The organism is Marinobacter alkalisoli, from assembly GCF_045449795.1.
Taxonomy (GTDB): Bacteria; Pseudomonadota; Gammaproteobacteria; order Pseudomonadales; family Oleiphilaceae; genus Marinobacter.
This window is the reverse complement of the sequence record NZ_JBJJLB010000010.1, coordinates 1-17,714: the sequence shown is the minus strand read 5'-3', so window position 1 is coordinate 17,714 and position 17,714 is coordinate 1. Positions and strand designations below refer to the sequence as shown.

General features: G+C 55.9%; 13 protein-coding genes and 1 tRNA gene. All 14 read right to left on the bottom strand.

Going from position 1 to position 17,714, the window contains the following annotated elements; all coding sequences use genetic code 11:
* The coding region (gene tuf, locus ACJO3M_RS03650) for an elongation factor Tu (protein WP_406998882.1) at positions 1-1,187 on the bottom strand (1,187 nt) is incomplete at its 3' end.
* A 34-nt stretch (positions 1,188-1,221) separates the two neighbouring features.
* A complete protein-coding gene (fusA, locus tag ACJO3M_RS03645) occupies positions 1,222-3,327 on the bottom strand; it encodes an elongation factor G (RefSeq protein ID WP_406999810.1) in 2,106 nt (701 codons plus the stop codon).
* An 18-nt stretch (positions 3,328-3,345) separates the two neighbouring features.
* Complete coding sequence (gene rpsG, locus ACJO3M_RS03640) at positions 3,346-3,816, bottom strand: 30S ribosomal protein S7 (RefSeq protein ID WP_250832711.1); 471 nt, start codon at positions 3,814-3,816, stop codon at positions 3,346-3,348.
* A 115-nt stretch (positions 3,817-3,931) separates the two neighbouring features.
* Positions 3,932-4,306, bottom strand: coding sequence for a 30S ribosomal protein S12 (gene rpsL, locus ACJO3M_RS03635; protein ID WP_406999809.1), 375 nt, complete (start codon positions 4,304-4,306; stop codon positions 3,932-3,934).
* 166 nt (positions 4,307-4,472) lie between these two features.
* On the bottom strand, positions 4,473-8,687 hold the full coding sequence (rpoC, locus tag ACJO3M_RS03630) for a DNA-directed RNA polymerase subunit beta' (protein ID WP_406999807.1): 4,215 nt from the start codon (positions 8,685-8,687) through the stop codon (positions 4,473-4,475).
* 81 nt (positions 8,688-8,768) lie between these two features.
* Positions 8,769-12,845 (bottom strand): DNA-directed RNA polymerase subunit beta, encoded by a 4,077-nt coding sequence (rpoB, locus tag ACJO3M_RS03625; protein ID WP_406999805.1) that lies wholly within the window; start codon positions 12,843-12,845, stop codon positions 8,769-8,771.
* A gap of 242 nt (positions 12,846-13,087) precedes the next feature.
* Positions 13,088-13,462: a 50S ribosomal protein L7/L12 gene (rplL, locus tag ACJO3M_RS03620; RefSeq protein WP_406985286.1), complete on the bottom strand. Its 375-nt coding sequence runs from the start codon at positions 13,460-13,462 to the stop codon at positions 13,088-13,090.
* Between the two features lie 40 nt (positions 13,463-13,502).
* A complete protein-coding gene (gene rplJ, locus ACJO3M_RS03615) occupies positions 13,503-14,033 on the bottom strand; it encodes a 50S ribosomal protein L10 (protein WP_406999803.1) in 531 nt (176 codons plus the stop codon).
* 211 nt (positions 14,034-14,244) lie between these two features.
* Positions 14,245-14,943, bottom strand: coding sequence for a 50S ribosomal protein L1 (gene rplA, locus ACJO3M_RS03610; protein WP_406999801.1), 699 nt, complete (start codon positions 14,941-14,943; stop codon positions 14,245-14,247).
* A gap of 1 nt (position 14,944) precedes the next feature.
* Positions 14,945-15,376, bottom strand: a complete 432-nt coding sequence (gene rplK, locus ACJO3M_RS03605) for a 50S ribosomal protein L11 (RefSeq protein ID WP_406999799.1) — start codon at positions 15,374-15,376, stop codon at positions 14,945-14,947.
* Between the two features lie 118 nt (positions 15,377-15,494).
* Positions 15,495-16,028 carry a transcription termination/antitermination protein NusG gene (gene nusG / locus ACJO3M_RS03600; RefSeq protein ID WP_406985283.1) on the bottom strand — a complete coding sequence of 178 codons (534 nt, stop codon included), beginning with the start codon at positions 16,026-16,028 and terminating at the stop codon, positions 15,495-15,497.
* A gap of 12 nt (positions 16,029-16,040) precedes the next feature.
* On the bottom strand, positions 16,041-16,409 hold the full coding sequence (gene secE, locus ACJO3M_RS03595; RefSeq protein WP_406999797.1) for a preprotein translocase subunit SecE: 369 nt from the start codon (positions 16,407-16,409) through the stop codon (positions 16,041-16,043).
* Positions 16,410-16,442: 33 nt separating this feature from the next.
* Positions 16,443-16,518, bottom strand: a tRNA-Trp gene (locus ACJO3M_RS03590).
* 44 nt (positions 16,519-16,562) lie between these two features.
* A partial coding sequence (gene tuf, locus ACJO3M_RS03585; RefSeq protein WP_406999795.1) for an elongation factor Tu occupies positions 16,563-17,714 on the bottom strand: 1,152 nt, incomplete at its 5' end.

Below are 17,714 nucleotides of genomic sequence, written 5' to 3'. Positions count from 1 at the left end.
ATCTTGGCGACTACGCCGGCACCAACGGTACGGCCACCTTCGCGAATCGCGAAGCGCAGACCATCTTCCATGGCGATCGGAGCAATCAGGGTAACACTCATCTTCACGTTGTCACCCGGCATTACCATTTCCACACCTTCCGGCAGTTCGCAAGAACCGGTTACGTCGGTGGTGCGGAAGTAGAACTGCGGACGGTAGCCCTTGAAGAACGGCGTATGACGACCACCTTCTTCTTTGGACAGAACGTACACTTCGCACTCAAACTTGGTGTGCGGAGTGATGGAGCCCGGAACCGCCAGAACCTGACCACGCTCAACGTCGTCACGCTTGGTACCACGCAGCAGAACACCAACGTTCTCACCGGCACGGCCTTCGTCCAGCAGCTTGCGGAACATCTCAACACCGGTACAAGTGGTCTTCACGGTATCTTTGATACCAACGATTTCCACTTCGTCACCCACCTTGATGATGCCACGCTCAACACGACCGGTTACCACAGTACCACGACCGGAGATGGAGAATACGTCCTCAATCGGCATCAGGAACGGCTGATCGATTGCACGCTCCGGCTCAGGGATGTAGTCGTCCAGGGCTTCTACCAGCTTCTTGACAGCGGTAGTACCCATTTCGTTGTCGTCCTTACCTTCCAGCGCCATCAGCGCGGAACCGGCAATGATCGGGGTGTCGTCGCCCGGGAAGTCGTACTGCTCCAGCAGTTCGCGAACTTCCATCTCAACCAGCTCGAGCAGCTCTTCGTCGTCTACCATGTCGGCCTTGTTCAGGAACACGACAATGTACGGTACACCAACCTGACGAGACAGCAGGATGTGCTCACGAGTCTGCGGCATGGGGCCGTCAGCTGCGGAACATACCAGGATCGCGCCGTCCATCTGCGCCGCACCGGTGATCATGTTCTTCACATAATCCGCGTGGCCCGGGCAGTCTACGTGGGCGTAGTGACGAGTCGGAGAATCGTACTCTACGTGGGAAGTCGCGATGGTGATACCACGCGCCTTCTCTTCCGGTGCGTTGTCGATCTGGTCGAATGCACTGGCAGTACCTGTACCCCAGACTTCGTGACATACACGAGTCAGTGCTGCTGTCAGAGTGGTCTTACCATGGTCAACGTGACCAATGGTGCCTACGTTCAAGTGCGGTTTACTACGGTCAAATTTTTCTTTAGACACGGTTACACCTCTTCCTGTTTCTTAAGTCCTGGGATCAACCCTTTTTAATGATCGCTTCGGCAATGTTCGAAGGCGCCTCTGAATAACCAGCAAACTCCATCGCGTATGACGCCCGGCCTTGCGTTGCAGAACGCAGGTCAGTGGCATAACCGAACATTTCCGACAACGGAACCTCTGCGCGGATGACCTTACCGGCAGGACCTTCGTCCATACCCTGGATGACACCACGACGACGGTTCAGGTCGCCAACAACATCACCCATATAGTCTTCCGGGGTCACAACTTCGACTCGCATGATAGGCTCAAGCAGTGCAGGGTTCGCCTCAAGCGCACCCTTCTTCATCGCCATGGAGCCGGCGACCTTGAAGGCCATTTCGTTGGAGTCAACGTCGTGATAGGAACCGTCGTACAGGGTCGCCTTGATACGCAGAAGCGGATAACCGGCCAGACAGCCGTTCTGCATCTGCTCTTCGATACCCTGCTGAACTGCCGGGATGTATTCCTTGGGAACCACACCACCAACAATTTCATTCACGAAGATAAAGTTTTCGCCATCTTCTTCATCCAGCGGCAACGGCTCCAGCTTCAGCTTGACGTGACCGTACTGACCACGACCACCAGACTGACGCACAAACTTGCCTTCGACATCGACCGGCTTGCGAATGCACTCACGGTAGGCCACCTGCGGCTTACCAATGTTTGCCTCCACCTTGAACTCACGCTTCATACGATCAACGATGATGTCCAGGTGAAGCTCACCCATACCGGAGATGATGGTCTGACCGGACTCTTCATCGGTGCGCACACGGAAAGACGGATCTTCCTGAGCCAGCTTGCCCAGCGCAACGCCCATCTTTTCCTGATCGGCTTTGGACTTGGGCTCAACGGCCACAGAGATAACCGGCTCCGGGAACTCCATGCGCTCGAGAATAATCTTGTTATTCTCATCACACAGGGTGTCACCGGTGGTGACGCTCTTCAGGCCGATCGCCGCTGCGATGTCACCAGCAAGCACCTCTTTGATTTCCTGGCGATCCTTGGAGTGCATCTGAACCATTCGGCCGACACGCTCTTTCTTACCCTTCACAGAGTTGTAAACGGCATTGCCGGACTCAAGCTTACCGGAGTAAACACGGAAGAAGGTCAGCGTACCCACAAACGGATCCGTCGCGATCTTGAACGCAAGCGCGGCAAACGGAGCGTCGTCATCCGCCTGACGGGTTTCCTCTGTTCCGTCTTCGTCAACCTCACCACGGATGGCTTTAACCTCATCCGGCGCGGGCAGAAACTCGATAACGGAATCCAGAACTGCCTGAACACCCTTGTTCTTAAACGCTGAACCACAGGTAGCTACAACGATTTCGTTGGCCAGGGTGCGAATACGCAGCCCCTTCTTGATATCCTCGACAGACAACTCACCCTCATCCAGGTACTTGTCCATCAACTCTTCATTGGCCTCGGCCGCCGCTTCCATCATCTGCTCGCGGTACATGGCGACTTCATCCGCCATTTCTTCGGGAACATCACGCTGGTCATAGGTTGCACCCGCGTCGTCTTCGTTCCAGTAGATTGCCTTGTTACGAATCAGATCCACGATACCCGCGAAGTTATCCTCCGCACCGATCGGCAACTGAACCGGAACAGGCGTTGCACCCAGACGAGTCTTGATCTGGTCAACCACGCGCAGGAAGTTAGCGCCGGCACGGTCCATCTTGTTGACGAACACCATGCGGGGAACTTCGTACTTATTGGCCTGGCGCCATACGGTTTCGGACTGCGGCTCTACACCGGAAGAACCACAGAACACCACGACCGCACCATCCAGCACACGCAGCGAACGCTCTACCTCGATGGTAAAGTCAACGTGCCCCGGGGTGTCGATGATGTTGATCCGGTGCTCCGGATACTGCTTGTCCATGCCCTGCCAGAAACAGGTCGTCGCAGCAGAGGTAATGGTAATACCACGCTCCTGCTCCTGCTCCATCCAGTCCATGGTAGCCGCACCATCATGAACCTCACCGATTTTGTGGGAAATACCTGTATAGAACAGGACCCGCTCGGTGGTTGTGGTTTTGCCCGCATCAACGTGCGCACAAATACCAATGTTTCTGTAACGCTTGATAGGAGTCTTGCGTGCCACTGTATAAACCTCGGCTGATTAGAAACGGAAGTGAGAGAACGCCTTGTTGGCTTCTGCCATGCGGTGTACATCTTCACGCTTCTTAACAGCGGAGCCCTTGCTGTCAGCGGCGTCAAGAATCTCACCTGCCAGACGCTGCGCCATGGACTTCTCACCGCGCTTCCGTGAAAATTCTACGAGCCAGCGCATGGCCAGCGCGTTCTGACGGGAAGGCCGTACTTCTACGGGCACCTGGTAGGTGGCACCACCCACGCGACGGGACTTAACCTCAACCATCGGCTGGATGTTCTCCAGGGCCTTCTCGAACATGTCGATCGGCTCTTCCTTGGACTTGTCGGCAACGATGTCCAGGGCGCCGTAAACAATGCGCTCTGCGACTGACTTCTTACCGCTTTCCATCACGTGGTTGATGAACTTGGCAAGACGTGCACTGCCGAACTTCGGATCCGGGATAATTTCCCGCTTTGCTGCAACTCTTCTTCTAGGCATCGATAAGCCCTTATATATCTAAAAGGTCTTCAGGAACCCCTGAGATAGCAAACTGCTACTCAGCCTTACTCTTACCGTTCTGACAAGCAACGATAAAAGACACCCGTGTGGGACATCAGGACTTGGGTCGTTTAGCACCGTACTTGGAGCGGCCCTGTCTACGGTTCTGTACACCCTGGGTGTCCAGCGTTCCGCGAACAGTGTGATAGCGCACACCCGGAAGGTCCTTTACACGACCGCCACGGATCAGCACAACACTGTGCTCCTGAAGGTTGTGACCTTCACCACCAATGTATGAGGAAACCTCGTAGCCGTTGGTCAGACGAACACGGCACACTTTACGCAGTGCTGAGTTCGGCTTCTTCGGCGTTGTGGTGTACACACGAGTGCACACACCACGGCGCTGAGGGCATGCCTGGAGCGCGGGAACGTCGCTCTTGGCTGCCTTGCGCTTACGAGGCTTACGCACCAACTGATTAATCGTTGCCATGTAAGCAAACTCCAAAAAACCATATCAATGAACTTGCCCCCATAAACTGGGGGCAAAATTTAAGGGACGCAAGTTTAAGCCTGCGCCCCTGCACAGTCAAGGTGACTGATCTCTTTTTAACCACCCACCGCATAAGTAACTACCGGCGGGTGGCGCGCTTCCCAACTCAGCTTTCGCGGTTGAGCTCAGCACTCAGAGCTTCTTCCACGTCGGCCGCAGTCACGCCCTGCTCTTCCAGGTCGCGCTTACGACGACGCTCATTGTGGTACGCCAGGCCGGTACCGGCCGGGATCAGGCGACCAACCACAACGTTTTCCTTCAGGCCGCGCAGGTAATCACGCTTACCGGTAACCGCACCTTCGGTGAGTACCCGGGTGGTCTCCTGGAACGAGGCCGCGGAAATAAAGGACTCGGTTGCCAGTGACGCCTTGGTGATACCCAGCAGCAGACGCTCGAACCGCGCAGGTTCCTTGTCCGCCACATTGGCCTTTTCGTTTTCTTCCAGAACCTGGGTGATTTCCACCTGGTCACCGGACAGCAGCGTGGTATCACCCGGATCGGAGATTTCCACTTTACGCAGCATCTGACGAACGATAACTTCAATGTGCTTATCGTTGATGACAACGCCCTGCAGACGATAAACGTCCTGGATTTCGTTGGTGATGTACTTGGCCAGCTCGACCACACCCAGCAGACGCAATATGTCGTGCGGGTTGGACGGGCCGTCAGAAATCACCTCACCCTTCTCAACGGTTTCACCTTCAAACACGTTCATCTGACGGTGCTTGGGAATCAGAACCTCGTAGGCATCGCCGTCCTTCGGAGTGATCACCAGGCGCTTCTTGCCCTTGGTTTCCTTGCCAAAGGATACGGTACCGCTGATTTCCGCCAGAATGGACGATTCTTTCGGGCGACGGGCTTCGAACAGATCGGCAACCCTTGGCAGACCACCAGTGATGTCCCGGGTCTTCGAGCTTTCCTGCGGAATGCGCGCCACTACGTCGCCGAGCTCGATGTTCGCGCCATTGGCCATGGTGACCAGGGCATTTGCCGGCAGGAAGAAGATAGCAGTACCGCCGCCAGGCAGCTCCACGTCTTCGCCTTTCGCATCCACCAGCTGAATGGCCGGGCGGATGTCCTTGCCAGCAGCAGGACGCTCCTTCGAGTCAATCACTTCCATGGTGGACAGGCCGGTCAGTTCGTCTGTCTGGGTACGGACTGTAATGCCCTGATCCATGTTGACGAACTTGGCAGTACCATTAGCTTCCGCGATGATCGGGTGCGTGTGTGGATCCCACTTGGCAACCACGACACCGGCTTCAACGCTGTCGCCGTGCTTGACGGACAGAACGGCACCGTAGGGAAGCTTGTACCACTCCCGCTCACGACCCTGTTCGTCTGCAACGGCCAGCGCGGAAGAACGCGAAACAACCACCAGGGAGCCGTCACTCTTCTCAATGGACTTCAGGTTGTGCAGGCGAACAGTACCACCATGCTTGACCTGAATGTTGTCCACTGCTGACGCCCGGCTCGCAGCACCACCGATGTGGAAGGTACGCATCGTCAGCTGGGTACCCGGCTCACCGATAGACTGGGCTGCGATAACACCAACAGCCTCACCCACATTCACCCGGTGACCACGGGCCAGATCACGGCCGTAGCACTTGGAACAGATGCCATGACGGGTCTCACAGGTAATCGCGGAGCGAACCCAGACCTCGTCAACACCGGCACGCTCGAGCGCTTCCACGGTTTTTTCGTCCAGCAGAGTGCCAGCAGGTACAACCGCGTTGTCCTTGTCAGTCGGCGTGAAGGCATCACGCGCCGTGACACGACCCAGTACACGGTCGCCCAGGGGCACAACCACGTCGCCGCCTTCGATGTGCGGCGTCATCAGCAGGCCTTCAGAGGTGCCACAGTCTTCCTCGGTCACCACCAGATCCTGAGAAACGTCTACCAGACGACGGGTCAGGTAACCGGAGTTCGCGGTCTTAAGGGCGGTATCCGCCAGACCCTTACGGGCACCGTGAGTTGAGATGAAGTACTGCAGTACGTTCAGACCCTCACGGAAGTTCGCGGTGATCGGCGTTTCGATGATGGAGCCATCCGGCTTCGCCATCAGGCCACGCATACCGGCGAGCTGACGAATCTGCGCGGGGGAACCCCGAGCGCCAGAATCGGCCATCATGTACACGGAGTTGAACGACTCCTGCATGAGGTCCTCGCCGTCTTCACCCTGCACTGCCTTGCCATCAGGGCCGATTACCTGCTCCTGTGACAGCCGGTCCATCATTGCCTTCGACACTTTATCGTTGGCACGGGACCAGATATCAATCACCTTGTTGTACTTCTCGCCCTGGGTCAGCAGACCGGACGCATACTGGGTCTCGATGTCCTTCACTTCCTCGGAAGCGGCATCCACCAGTTCGTACTTCTCCGGCGGGATCTCGAAGTCGTTGAAACCAATGGAGATACCGGAAACCGTGGCGTAGTGATAACCCATGTACATCAGCTGGTCGGCAAAGATAACGGTATCTTTAAGACCGGCATCCCGGTAACAGGTATTGATCAGGTTGGAGATCGCCTTCTTGACCATCGGCTTGTTGACGATGTCGTAGGACAGACCATCCGGCACGATATCAAACAACAGGGCGCGACCGACTGTGGTATCCACAATCTTGTATTCTTCGACCTTGTCGCCCGCTTCGTTATAGATCACTTCCTTCACGCGCACCTTGACGATGGCCTGAAGGTCAACCTTGCCGGCACCGTAGGCGCGATGCGCCTCTTTCACATCGGCGAAGACCATGCCCTCACCCAGGGCGCTCTTGCGCTCACGGGTCATGTAGTACAGACCCAGAACCACGTCCTGGGATGGCACGATGATCGGCTCGCCGTTGGCGGGCGACAGCACGTTGTTGGTAGACATCATCAACGCACGGGCTTCCAGCTGGGCTTCCAGTGTCAGCGGTACGTGTACCGCCATCTGGTCACCGTCAAAGTCGGCGTTGTAGGCGGCACACACCAGCGGGTGCAGCTGGATTGCCTTGCCTTCGATCAGTACCGGCTCGAACGCCTGAATACCCAGACGGTGCAGGGTTGGCGCACGGTTCAGCATGATCGGGTGTTCGCGGATGACTTCGTCCAGGATATCCCAGACCACACCTTCCTCACGCTCGACCATCTTCTTGGCGGCCTTGATGGTGGTCGCCAGGCCGCGGTGCTCAAGCTTGGAGAAAATAAACGGCTTGAACAGCTCCAGGGCCATCTTCTTCGGAAGACCACACTGGTGCAGACGCAAGTAGGGGCCGACCACGATCACGGAACGACCGGAGTAGTCCACACGCTTACCAAGCAGGTTCTGACGGAAACGGCCTTGCTTACCCTTGATCATGTCGGCCAGGGACTTCAGCGGGCGCTTGTTGGTGCCGGTGATGGCACGGCCACGACGACCGTTGTCCAGCAACGCGTCCACGGCTTCCTGCAGCATACGCTTTTCGTTACGCACAATGATGTCCGGCGCGTTCAGCTCCAGCAGGCGCTTGAGACGGTTGTTCCGGTTGATCACCCGGCGATACAGGTCGTTCAGGTCCGAGGTAGCGAAACGACCGCCGTCCAGCGGCACCAGCGGACGCAGGTCCGGCGGCAGAACCGGCAGCACGGTCATGACCATGTCGCCTGGCTTGTTGCCGGAGTACAGGAAGGCCTCGAGAATCTTCAGGCGCTTGCTGAACTTTTTGATCTTGGTTTCAGAGTTGGTCTGCGGGATCTCTTCACGCAGGGTGTCCACCTCTTCCTGAAGATCTATACCTTCCAGCAATTCCTTAACGGCCTCGGCACCCATGCGGGCGTCGAACTCGTCACCAAATTCTTCCAGCGCTTCGTAATACTGCTCATCGTTCAGCAGCTGGCCCTTCTCCAGGGTAGTCATCCCTGGATCAATGACGATGAAGGACTCGAAGTACAGAACCCGTTCAATATCACGCAGGGTCATATCCAGCATCAGGCCGATGCGGGACGGCAATGACTTCAGGAACCAGATGTGAGCAACCGGGCTGGCCAGCTCGATGTGGCCCATGCGCTCACGACGAACACTGGCGAGAGCCACTTCCACGCCGCACTTTTCACAGATCACACCGCGATGCTTCAGGCGCTTGTACTTGCCGCACAGGCACTCGTAATCCTTGATCGGGCCGAAGATCTTGGCACAGAAAAGGCCGTCACGCTCCGGCTTGAAGGTACGGTAGTTGATAGTCTCAGGCTTTTTGACTTCGCCAAAAGACCATGACCGAATCATGTCGGGAGATGCCAGCCCGATACGGATGGCATCAAATTCCTTGCTTTGATTCTGGCTCTTGAGAAGATTCAGCAAATCTTTCATCAGTAAAAGCTCCGGATGGCGTTAATCTCGGGCGGGCGCCCAATGGGCTGCCCGCTCACGCTGCCAAAAAAACAATTCGGCTCACTCGGATTCCAGCTCGATGTCGATACCCAGCGAGCGGATTTCCTTGACAAGAACGTTGAAGGATTCGGGCATGCCCGGCTCCATACGATGGTCACCATCGACAATGTTCTTGTACATCTTGGTCCGACCGTTTACATCATCAGACTTGACGGTAAGCATTTCCTGCAGCGTATACGCCGCACCGTAGGCTTCCAGGGCCCACACTTCCATCTCACCGAAGCGCTGACCACCGAACTGCGCCTTACCACCCAGCGGCTGCTGGGTAACCAGGCTGTAAGAGCCGGTGGAACGAGCATGCATCTTGTCGTCGATCAGGTGGTTCAGCTTGAGAATGTACATGTAGCCAACCGTGATCGGACGATCAAACGCATCGCCGGTACGACCGTCGTACAGCTTAGTCTGACCTGTGGTATTCAGGCCAGCCAGCTCAAGCATGCGCTTGACCTCAGCTTCCTTGGCGCCGTCAAACACTGGCGTCGCCATTGGAACACCTGTCCGCAGGTTGCCGGACATCTCGAGGATCTCCTGATCACTGAACGAGTCCAGATCCACCTTGGTCACTTCATCAGAGTGGTTGTAGATCTCATCCAGCAACTGACGCAGCTCGGCCACTTTGCGCTGCTCGTCCAGCATTTGGCTGATACGCTCGCCCAGCCCTTTGGCGGCGGCCCCCAGGTGAGTCTCGAGCACCTGACCCACGTTCATCCGCGACGGAACACCCAGCGGGTTCAGAACGATATCGACGGTCGTACCATCGTCGTCGTAAGGCATGTCTTCAATCGGCATAACCGCTGAGATAACACCCTTGTTACCGTGACGACCGGCCATCTTGTCACCCGGCTGGATACGCCGTTTGATGGCAAGATAGACCTTGACGATCTTGAGCACGCCCGGAGCCAGGTCATCACCTTGCTGCAGCTTACCTTTCTTGTCGTCAAAGCGAGCTTCATGCTCCTTCTTGCGATCTTCCAGCCCCTGCTCGGATTTCTCCAGCAACTCGTTCAGGGCCTCGTCCTTCATCCGCAGCTTGAACCAGTCATCCCGGGGCAGTTCGGCCAGATAACCCTCGTCGAGTTTGGCGCCCTTCTTCAGCCCCGGACCACTGATCACTTCCTGCCCTTTCAGGGCACTGGTCAGACGCTCGAAGGTCGCACCTTCAACAATGCGGTACTCGTCCTTCAGGTCCTTGCGGTACTGATCCAACTGCTCTTTCTCGATGGACTGGGCGCGCGAATCCTTCTCGATACCGTCACGGGTGAACACCTGAACGTCAATGACCGTACCACGGGTGCCGGTGGGCACACGGGATGAGGTATCTTTAACGTCAGATGCCTTTTCACCGAAGATAGCCCTCAGCAGCTTCTCCTCCGGAGTAAGCTGGGTTTCGCCCTTCGGCGTCACCTTACCTACCAGGATGTCACCGGGGCCGACTTCCGCACCGATGTAGACAATGCCAGACTCGTCCAGCTTGGACAGCGCACTTTCACCAACGTTCGGAATATCCGCAGTGATCTCTTCGCTACCCAGCTTGGTATCACGAGCCACACAGGTCAGTTCCTGAATGTGGATAGTGGTCAGGCGATCTTCCTGCACCACTTTCTCCGAGATGAGGATGGAATCCTCAAAGTTGTAGCCATTCCAGGGCATGAACGCGATACGCATGTTCTGGCCCAGCGCCAGCTCACCCAGATCAACGGACGGGCCGTCAGCCAGCACATCACCACGGGCAACCACATCGCCCTGACGCACGATCGAGCGCTGGTTAATGCAGGTGTTCTGGTTCGAACGGGTGTACTTGGTGAGGTTGTAGATATCCACACCAGCATCACCAGCTTCGGTTTCCGTGTCATTAACACGAACAACCACACGGGCCGCATCAACACTCTCGATCACGCCACCGCGACGGGCTGTCACACAAACGCCGGAGTCCTGAGCCACCGTACGCTCCACGCCGGTACCAACCAGCGGCACCTGAGAGCGCAGGGTCGGCACGGCCTGACGCTGCATGTTAGAGCCCATCAGGGCACGGTTGGCGTCGTCGTGTTCCAGGAACGGGATCAGGGATGCCGCAACCGAGACAACCTGGCGCGGAGACACGTCCATGAAGTTGACGTTTTCCGGCGGCGTCACGGTAAATTCGTTCTGGTGACGCACGGTAACCAGCTCATCGCTGAGACGCTTGTTCTCGTCCATCGCAGCACTGGCCTGTGCGATGATGTAGTTGCTCTCTTCAATCGCAGAGAGATACACCACCTCATCAGTTACTTCGCCATCCACAACCTTACGGTACGGACTTTCCAGGAAGCCGTAGGAGTTGGAACGCGCATAGGTAGCCAGCGAGTTGATCAGACCGATGTTCGGGCCTTCCGGCGTCTCGATGGGACACACACGACCGTAATGGGTCGGGTGTACGTCGCGAACCTCAAAGCCGGCACGCTCACGAGTCAGACCGCCAGGACCAAGAGCCGAGATACGACGTTTGTGAGTCACCTCGGACAGCGGGTTGTTCTGATCCATGAACTGGGACAGCTGACTGGAGCCGAAGAACTCCTTCACAGCCGCAGCCACCGGCTTGGCGTTGATCAGGTCCTGAGGCATCAGGCCTTCACTTTCCGCCAGACTCAGGCGCTCACGGACTGCACGTTCAACACGCACCAGGCCAACCCGGAACTGGTTTTCAGCCATCTCGCCCACACAACGGACGCGACGGTTACCCAGGTTATCGATGTCATCTACCTGACCCTGACCGTTACGGATATCGATCAGCGTCTTGAGGACGTCGATGATGTCTTCGTGGGTCAGTGTACCTTCACCGGTGCTTTCTTCGCGGCGCAGACGACGGTTGAGCTTCATACGGCCAACCGCAGACAGATCGTAGCGCTCTTCGGAGAAGAACAGGTTATTGAACAGGTTTTCCGCCGACTCTTTTGTGGGCGGCTCACCCGGACGCATCATGCGATAAATCTCAACCAGCGCCTCCAGCGGAGAGCGGGTCGGATCGATGCGCAGGGTATCGGACATGAACGGACCGCAGTCCAGATCGTTGGTGTACAGAGTTTCAATTTCTGTCACACCGGCGTCCAGAATCTTGGTAACGACCTCGTCAGTCAGTTCGCTGTTCGCCTCAACCAGCACCTCGCCGGACTTGGTGTCCAACATGTCCTTGGCCAGAACACGGCCATACAGGTACTCGGTCGGTACTTCGAGTTCACTGATGCCGGTCTTTTCCAGCTGCTTGATGTGGCGTGCGGTGATCCGGCGACCTTCCTCAACAATGAGGTTGCCCTCGTTGTCTTTGATATCAAAGGTCGCAATGTCGCCACGCAGACGGCTCGGAACCAGTTCCAGCTTGCACACTTCGGCGCCAACCGCGAACTTACTGGTTTCGAAGAACATCTCCAGCATCTGCTCGGAGTTGTACCCCAGCGCCCGCAGCAGGATGGAGGCCGGCAGCTTGCGGCGACGGTCAATACGAACGAAGACGCAATCTTTCGGATCGAATTCGAAATCGAGCCAGGAGCCACGGTAAGGAATCACCCGCGCTGAATAAAGCAGCTTTCCGGATGAGTGGGTCTTACCCTTGTCGTGATCGAAGAACACACCAGGTGAACGGTGGAGCTGGGAGACGATTACTCGCTCGGTACCATTAATAACAAAAGTACCGTTCTCCGTCATCAGGGGCATTTCGCCCATGTAGACTTCCTGCTCTTTAATGTCCTTGATCGCCTTGTTGGACGATTCCTTATCGTAAATGATAAGGCGGACTTTGACGCGCAGCGGCGCTGCATAGGTTACGCCCCTAAGCTGGCATTCCTTGACATCAAATACCGGCTCGCCGATGCGGTAACTCACGTATTCGAGCGCGGCGTTGCCAGAATAACTGACAATCGGGAATACGGATTTGAATGCTGCGTGAAGACCGGTTTCCCGGCGATCTTCAGGTGCGGCTTCCATTTGGAGGAAGTCCCGGAACGAATCCAGCTGAATAGACAGCAAATAGGGGACGTCCATCACGGAAGGCAATTTACTAAAATCTTTGCGAATCCGCTTTTTCTCAGTGTAGGAGTAAGTCATCTGCATTCCCCAGCTTTAGACCTGATACCTGGTATCAAGAAGCAACCATTGTTCTGCTTCGGGGCCGAATTGCTCGGCATACTGCGCCGTCTTGAACAAGACTCTGGCTGTAGGTTATAGAAACTGACATCAACCTGTAATTGCACACCAGACTCTATAGCATATACAACAGAAAAAGGCCGGTGGCACAAAGCCACCAGCCTATCCATGCTTAATGCACGGTTTCGATCAACAGCCGACTCTTACTTGAGCTCAACAGAAGCGCCTGCTTCCTCAAGCTTCTTCTTGGCTTCTTCAGCGTCGTCTTTGCTCGCAGCTTCCTTAACAGTAGACGGAGCACCGTCAACCATTTCCTTAGCTTCTTTCAGACCCAGGCCGGTCAGTTCACGAACGGCCTTGATAACGTTTACTTTCTTCTCACCAGGACCGGTAAGAACAACGTCAAATTCGGTCTGCTCTTCAACAGCAGCAGCTTCACCAGCGGCAGCCGGAGCAGCAGCTACAGCAGCAGCGGCAGATACACCGAATTTCTCTTCCATTGCTTCAACCAGCGCAACAACGTCCATTACGCTCATTTCAGCAATTGCATTCAAAATGTCTTCGTTAGACAGAGCCATGACTTTCTCCCAAAAATATAAAAAATGGTGTTCAACAGAATCAAGCAGCTTCTTGCTTCTGGTCGCGAACTGCCGCTACAGCACGAGTCACTTTCGAAGGAACTTCGTTCAGTGTACGTGCCAGCTTGGTGATCGGTGCCTGTGTTACAGCAGCCAGCATTGTCAACGCTTCGTGATGCGTTGGCAGCTTGGCCAGGCGATCAATCTGGTCTGCACCCATCAGCTCACCGCCGACGGACAGGCCCTTGATCTCAAATGCCTCTTTCTCTTTGGCAAAATCCTTCAGCAGGCGCGCTGCCGCGCCCGGATCTTCCATAGAGAATGCCAGAATGGTCGGGCCGACCAGGGCCTCATCGATGCACTCGAACTCGGTACCACGAATCGCGATCTTCGCCAGGTTGTTACGAACAACCTTCAGACGAACGCTCTCGGCACGAGCCTTGGCACGAAGAGCCGTCATATCACCAGAGGTGACACCACGGTAGTCAGCCAGAACAACAGACAGAGCACCACCGGCAGTCTCGTTGACTTCAGCGACGATCGCTTTCTTGTCTTCGAGTCTAATTGCCACTGGATTTCTCCTCGATTTCGCCGGGTGTATCCCGGCAAACCCACAAATACCCCTTACGGGGCTCCTAACGGTGTTTGGGTTCAGAGAGAACGTCTTCACACCGTCTGCGCAGGCGTTGCTTTAACCCTTTCAGCCAAATGACTTCGGGGGCCTGCGGTCTTTGACAGCCTTGGCTTCCGCCCAGACTACAAAGTAACTACCGCTCAGAGGATCAGATGCTCAGACCGCTCTGATCGATAGTCAGGCCAGGACCCATAGTCGAGGAAACGGTGATCTTCTTGAGATACACGCCTTTCGCCGACGACGGCTTGGCCTTTTTCAGATCTGCCACCAGAGCCTCAAGGTTTTCCTTGATGTTCTGGGCAGAGAATTCAACATTACCCAGCGGAGCATGGATAATACCGTTCTTGTCAGTACGGTAACGAACCTGACCGGCCTTGGCGTTCTTGACCGCAGTCTCGACGTCCGGCGTCACGGTACCAACTTTCGGGTTCGGCATCAGGCCACGGGGACCCAGGATCTGACCCAGCTGCCCCACAACACGCATGGCATCGGGAGTGGCAATAACCACGTCGAAGTCCATGTTGCCCTTCTTAACTTCGTCGGCCAGGTCATCCATGCCAACGATGTCAGCACCGGCAGCCGTAGCCTTCTCGGCGTTCGCACCCTGGGTGAACACAGCAACACGAACGGTCTTGCCAGTGCCGTGAGGCAGAACCGTGCTGCTACGTACTACCTGGTCGGATTTACGTGCATCCACACCCAGGTTAACCGCAACGTCCACGGACTCTTTAAACTTGACGTTCTGACCCAGCTCGACCAACAGCGCAACCGCTTCGTCTACAGAGTAGGCGCGGGTCGCATCAATTTTCTCGCGGATCAGCTTCTGACGCTTGCTCAGCTTTGCCATGTTACAGGCCCTCCACATTCAGGCCCATACTACGGGCTGTTCCTGCAATGGTACGAACCGCTGCATCCATATCGGCTGCAGTGAGATCCGGCTCTTTGGTTTTGGCAATTTCTTCCAGCTGCTCACGGGTCACGGTACCGACCTTGTCGGTATTCGGACGACCGGAACCGCTCTTGATGCCAGCTGCCTTTTTCAGCAGGACCGGTGCAGGCGGGGTCTTGGTGATGAAGGTAAAGCTGCGGTCACTGTATACAGTAATAACCGTCGGAATCGGCAGGCCCGGCTCCAGATCCTGGGTCTGGGCGTTGAACGCCTTACAGAACTCCATGATATTCACACCGCGCTGGCCCAGAGCAGGACCAACGGGGGGGCTCGGGTTGGCCTTACCGGCAGCAACCTGAAGCTTGATATATGCTTCGATCTTCTTTGCCATGATAATTCTCCTGTGGGTTCTGACGCCTTTCGGCTCCCCTGTGTTTACAACTGCAAAAAGCAGACACAAAAAGCCCGCGTCGCATTTGCGCGCGAGCTTTTATCTTTCAGGCTGCGACTCAGTCTTTCTCAACCTGCCCAAATTCCAGCTCTACCGGAGTTGAACGGCCGAAGATAAGCACGGCAACCTTGACCCGACTCTTATCGTAGTCAACTTCCTCAACAACACCATTGAAGTCCGCGAACGGGCCTTCAACAACGCGCACAACCTCGCCTGGCTCAAACAACGTTTTGGGCTTCGGCTGATCGGCACCACTTTCAACGCGACGCAAAATTGCCTCTGCCTCACGCTCAGTGATCGGCGCCGGCTTGTCCTTGGTACCACCAATAAACCCGAGCACACGCGGCGTGTTTTTCACCAGGTGCCAGGTGGCATCGTCCATTTCCATCTGGACCAACACATAACCGGGATAGAACTTGCGCTCACTCTTGCGCTTCTTCCCGTCACGCATCTCCACGACTTCTTCGGTCGGCACCAGAATGTCACCGAACTGCTCTTCCATGCCGTTAAGAGCCACACGCTCTTTCAGAGTGCGCATTACGTGCTTTTCAAAGCCAGAATACGCATGAACGACGTACCAGCGCTTAGCCATTGCCCACTCCTGTTAACCGATAAATCCGGCGACCAGCCAACTGATCAACGAATCCATTCCCCACAACAACAACGCCACCACCAATACAAAAACCACCACAATAACGGTAGTCTGAATCAGCTCGGGCCGGGTGGGCCACACGACTTTCCGGATCTCAACTCTGGCTTCCTTGAGGAGCGTCGCAAAACGACGACCACGGTCGGTCTGCAGCGCAACAAAAGCCGCCACCAACGCAAGAGCCACAAGAGCCAGAACACGATACAGCAATGACTCGGCATTAAAATACTGATTTCCCACCACACCGATGGCAATCAGAACAAAAACAACCAGCCACTTCACGGTATCGAAACGGCTGGTTGACTGAACGGCTTTTGACTCCATAGGAATCAGCTTATGTATCCGGATGTTAAAAAATGGCAGGCCAGGAGGGAATCGAACCCCCAACCTGCGGTTTTGGAGACCGCTGCTCTGCCAATTGAGCTACTGGCCTGCACCGAAACAACTCAGTGCAACTACTAACGAGTAACCCGAAGGTTACTCGATAATCTTGGCGACTACGCCGGCACCAACGGTACGGCCACCTTCGCGAATCGCGAAGCGCAGACCATCTTCCATGGCGATCGGAGCAATCAGGGTAACACTCATCTTCACGTTGTCACCCGGCATTACCATTTCCACACCTTCCGGCAGTTCGCAAGAACCGGTTACGTCGGTGGTGCGGAAGTAGAACTGCGGACGGTAGCCCTTGAAGAACGGCGTATGACGACCACCTTCTTCTTTGGACAGAACGTACACTTCGCACTCAAACTTGGTGTGCGGAGTGATGGAGCCCGGAACCGCCAGAACCTGACCACGCTCAACGTCGTCACGCTTGGTACCACGCAGCAGAACACCAACGTTCTCACCGGCACGGCCTTCGTCCAGCAGCTTGCGGAACATCTCAACACCGGTACAAGTGGTCTTCACGGTATCTTTGATACCAACGATTTCCACTTCGTCACCCACCTTGATGATGCCACGCTCAACACGACCGGTTACCACAGTACCACGACCGGAGATGGAGAATACGTCCTCAATCGGCATCAGGAACGGCTGATCGATTGCACGCTCCGGCTCAGGGATGTAGTCGTCCAGGGCTTCTACCAGCTTCTTGACAGCGGTAGTACCCATTTCGTTGTCGTCCTTACCTTCCAGCGCCATCAGCGCGGAACCGGCAATGATCGGGGTGTCGTCGCCCGGGAAGTCGTACTGCTCCAGCAGTTCGCGAACTTCCATCTCAACCAGCTCGAGCAGCTCTTCGTCGTCTACCATGTCGGCCTTGTTCAGGAACACGACAATGTACGGTACACCAACCTGACGAGACAGCAGGATGTGCTCACGAGTCTGCGGCATGGGGCCGTCAGCTGCGGAACATACCAGGATCGCGCCGTCCATCTGCGCCGCACCGGTGATCATGTTCTTCACATAATCCGCGTGGCCCGGGCAGTCTACGTGGGCGTAGTGACGAGTCGGAGAATCGTACTCTACGTGGGAAGTCGCGATGGTGATACCACGCGCCTTCTCTTCCGGTGCGTTGTCGATCTGGTCGAATGCACTGGCAGTACCTGTACCCCAGACTTCGTGACATACACGAGTCAGTGCTGCTGTCAGAGTGGTCTTACCATGGTCAACGTGACCAATGGTGCC

Bases quoted from the DNA above. Each gene is read 5' to 3' on its own strand.
- rplA (WP_406999801.1), bottom strand. From the start codon at position 14,943: ATGGCAAAGCTGAGCAAGCGTCAGAAGCTGATCCGCGAGAAAATTGAT.
- secE (WP_406999797.1), bottom strand. From the start codon at position 16,409: ATGGAGTCAAAAGCCGTTCAGTCAACCAGCCGTTTCGATACCGTGAAG.
- rpoB (WP_406999805.1), bottom strand. From the start codon at position 12,845: ATGACTTACTCCTACACTGAGAAAAAGCGGATTCGCAAAGATTTTAGT.
- rpoC (WP_406999807.1), bottom strand. From the start codon at position 8,687: ATGAAAGATTTGCTGAATCTTCTCAAGAGCCAGAATCAAAGCAAGGAA.
- nusG (WP_406985283.1), bottom strand. From the start codon at position 16,028: ATGGCTAAGCGCTGGTACGTCGTTCATGCGTATTCTGGCTTTGAAAAG.
- rpsG (WP_250832711.1), bottom strand. From the start codon at position 3,816: ATGCCTAGAAGAAGAGTTGCAGCAAAGCGGGAAATTATCCCGGATCCG.
- rpsL (WP_406999809.1), bottom strand. From the start codon at position 4,306: ATGGCAACGATTAATCAGTTGGTGCGTAAGCCTCGTAAGCGCAAGGCA.
- rplL (WP_406985286.1), bottom strand. From the start codon at position 13,462: ATGGCTCTGTCTAACGAAGACATTTTGAATGCAATTGCTGAAATGAGC.
- rplK (WP_406999799.1), bottom strand. From the start codon at position 15,376: ATGGCAAAGAAGATCGAAGCATATATCAAGCTTCAGGTTGCTGCCGGT.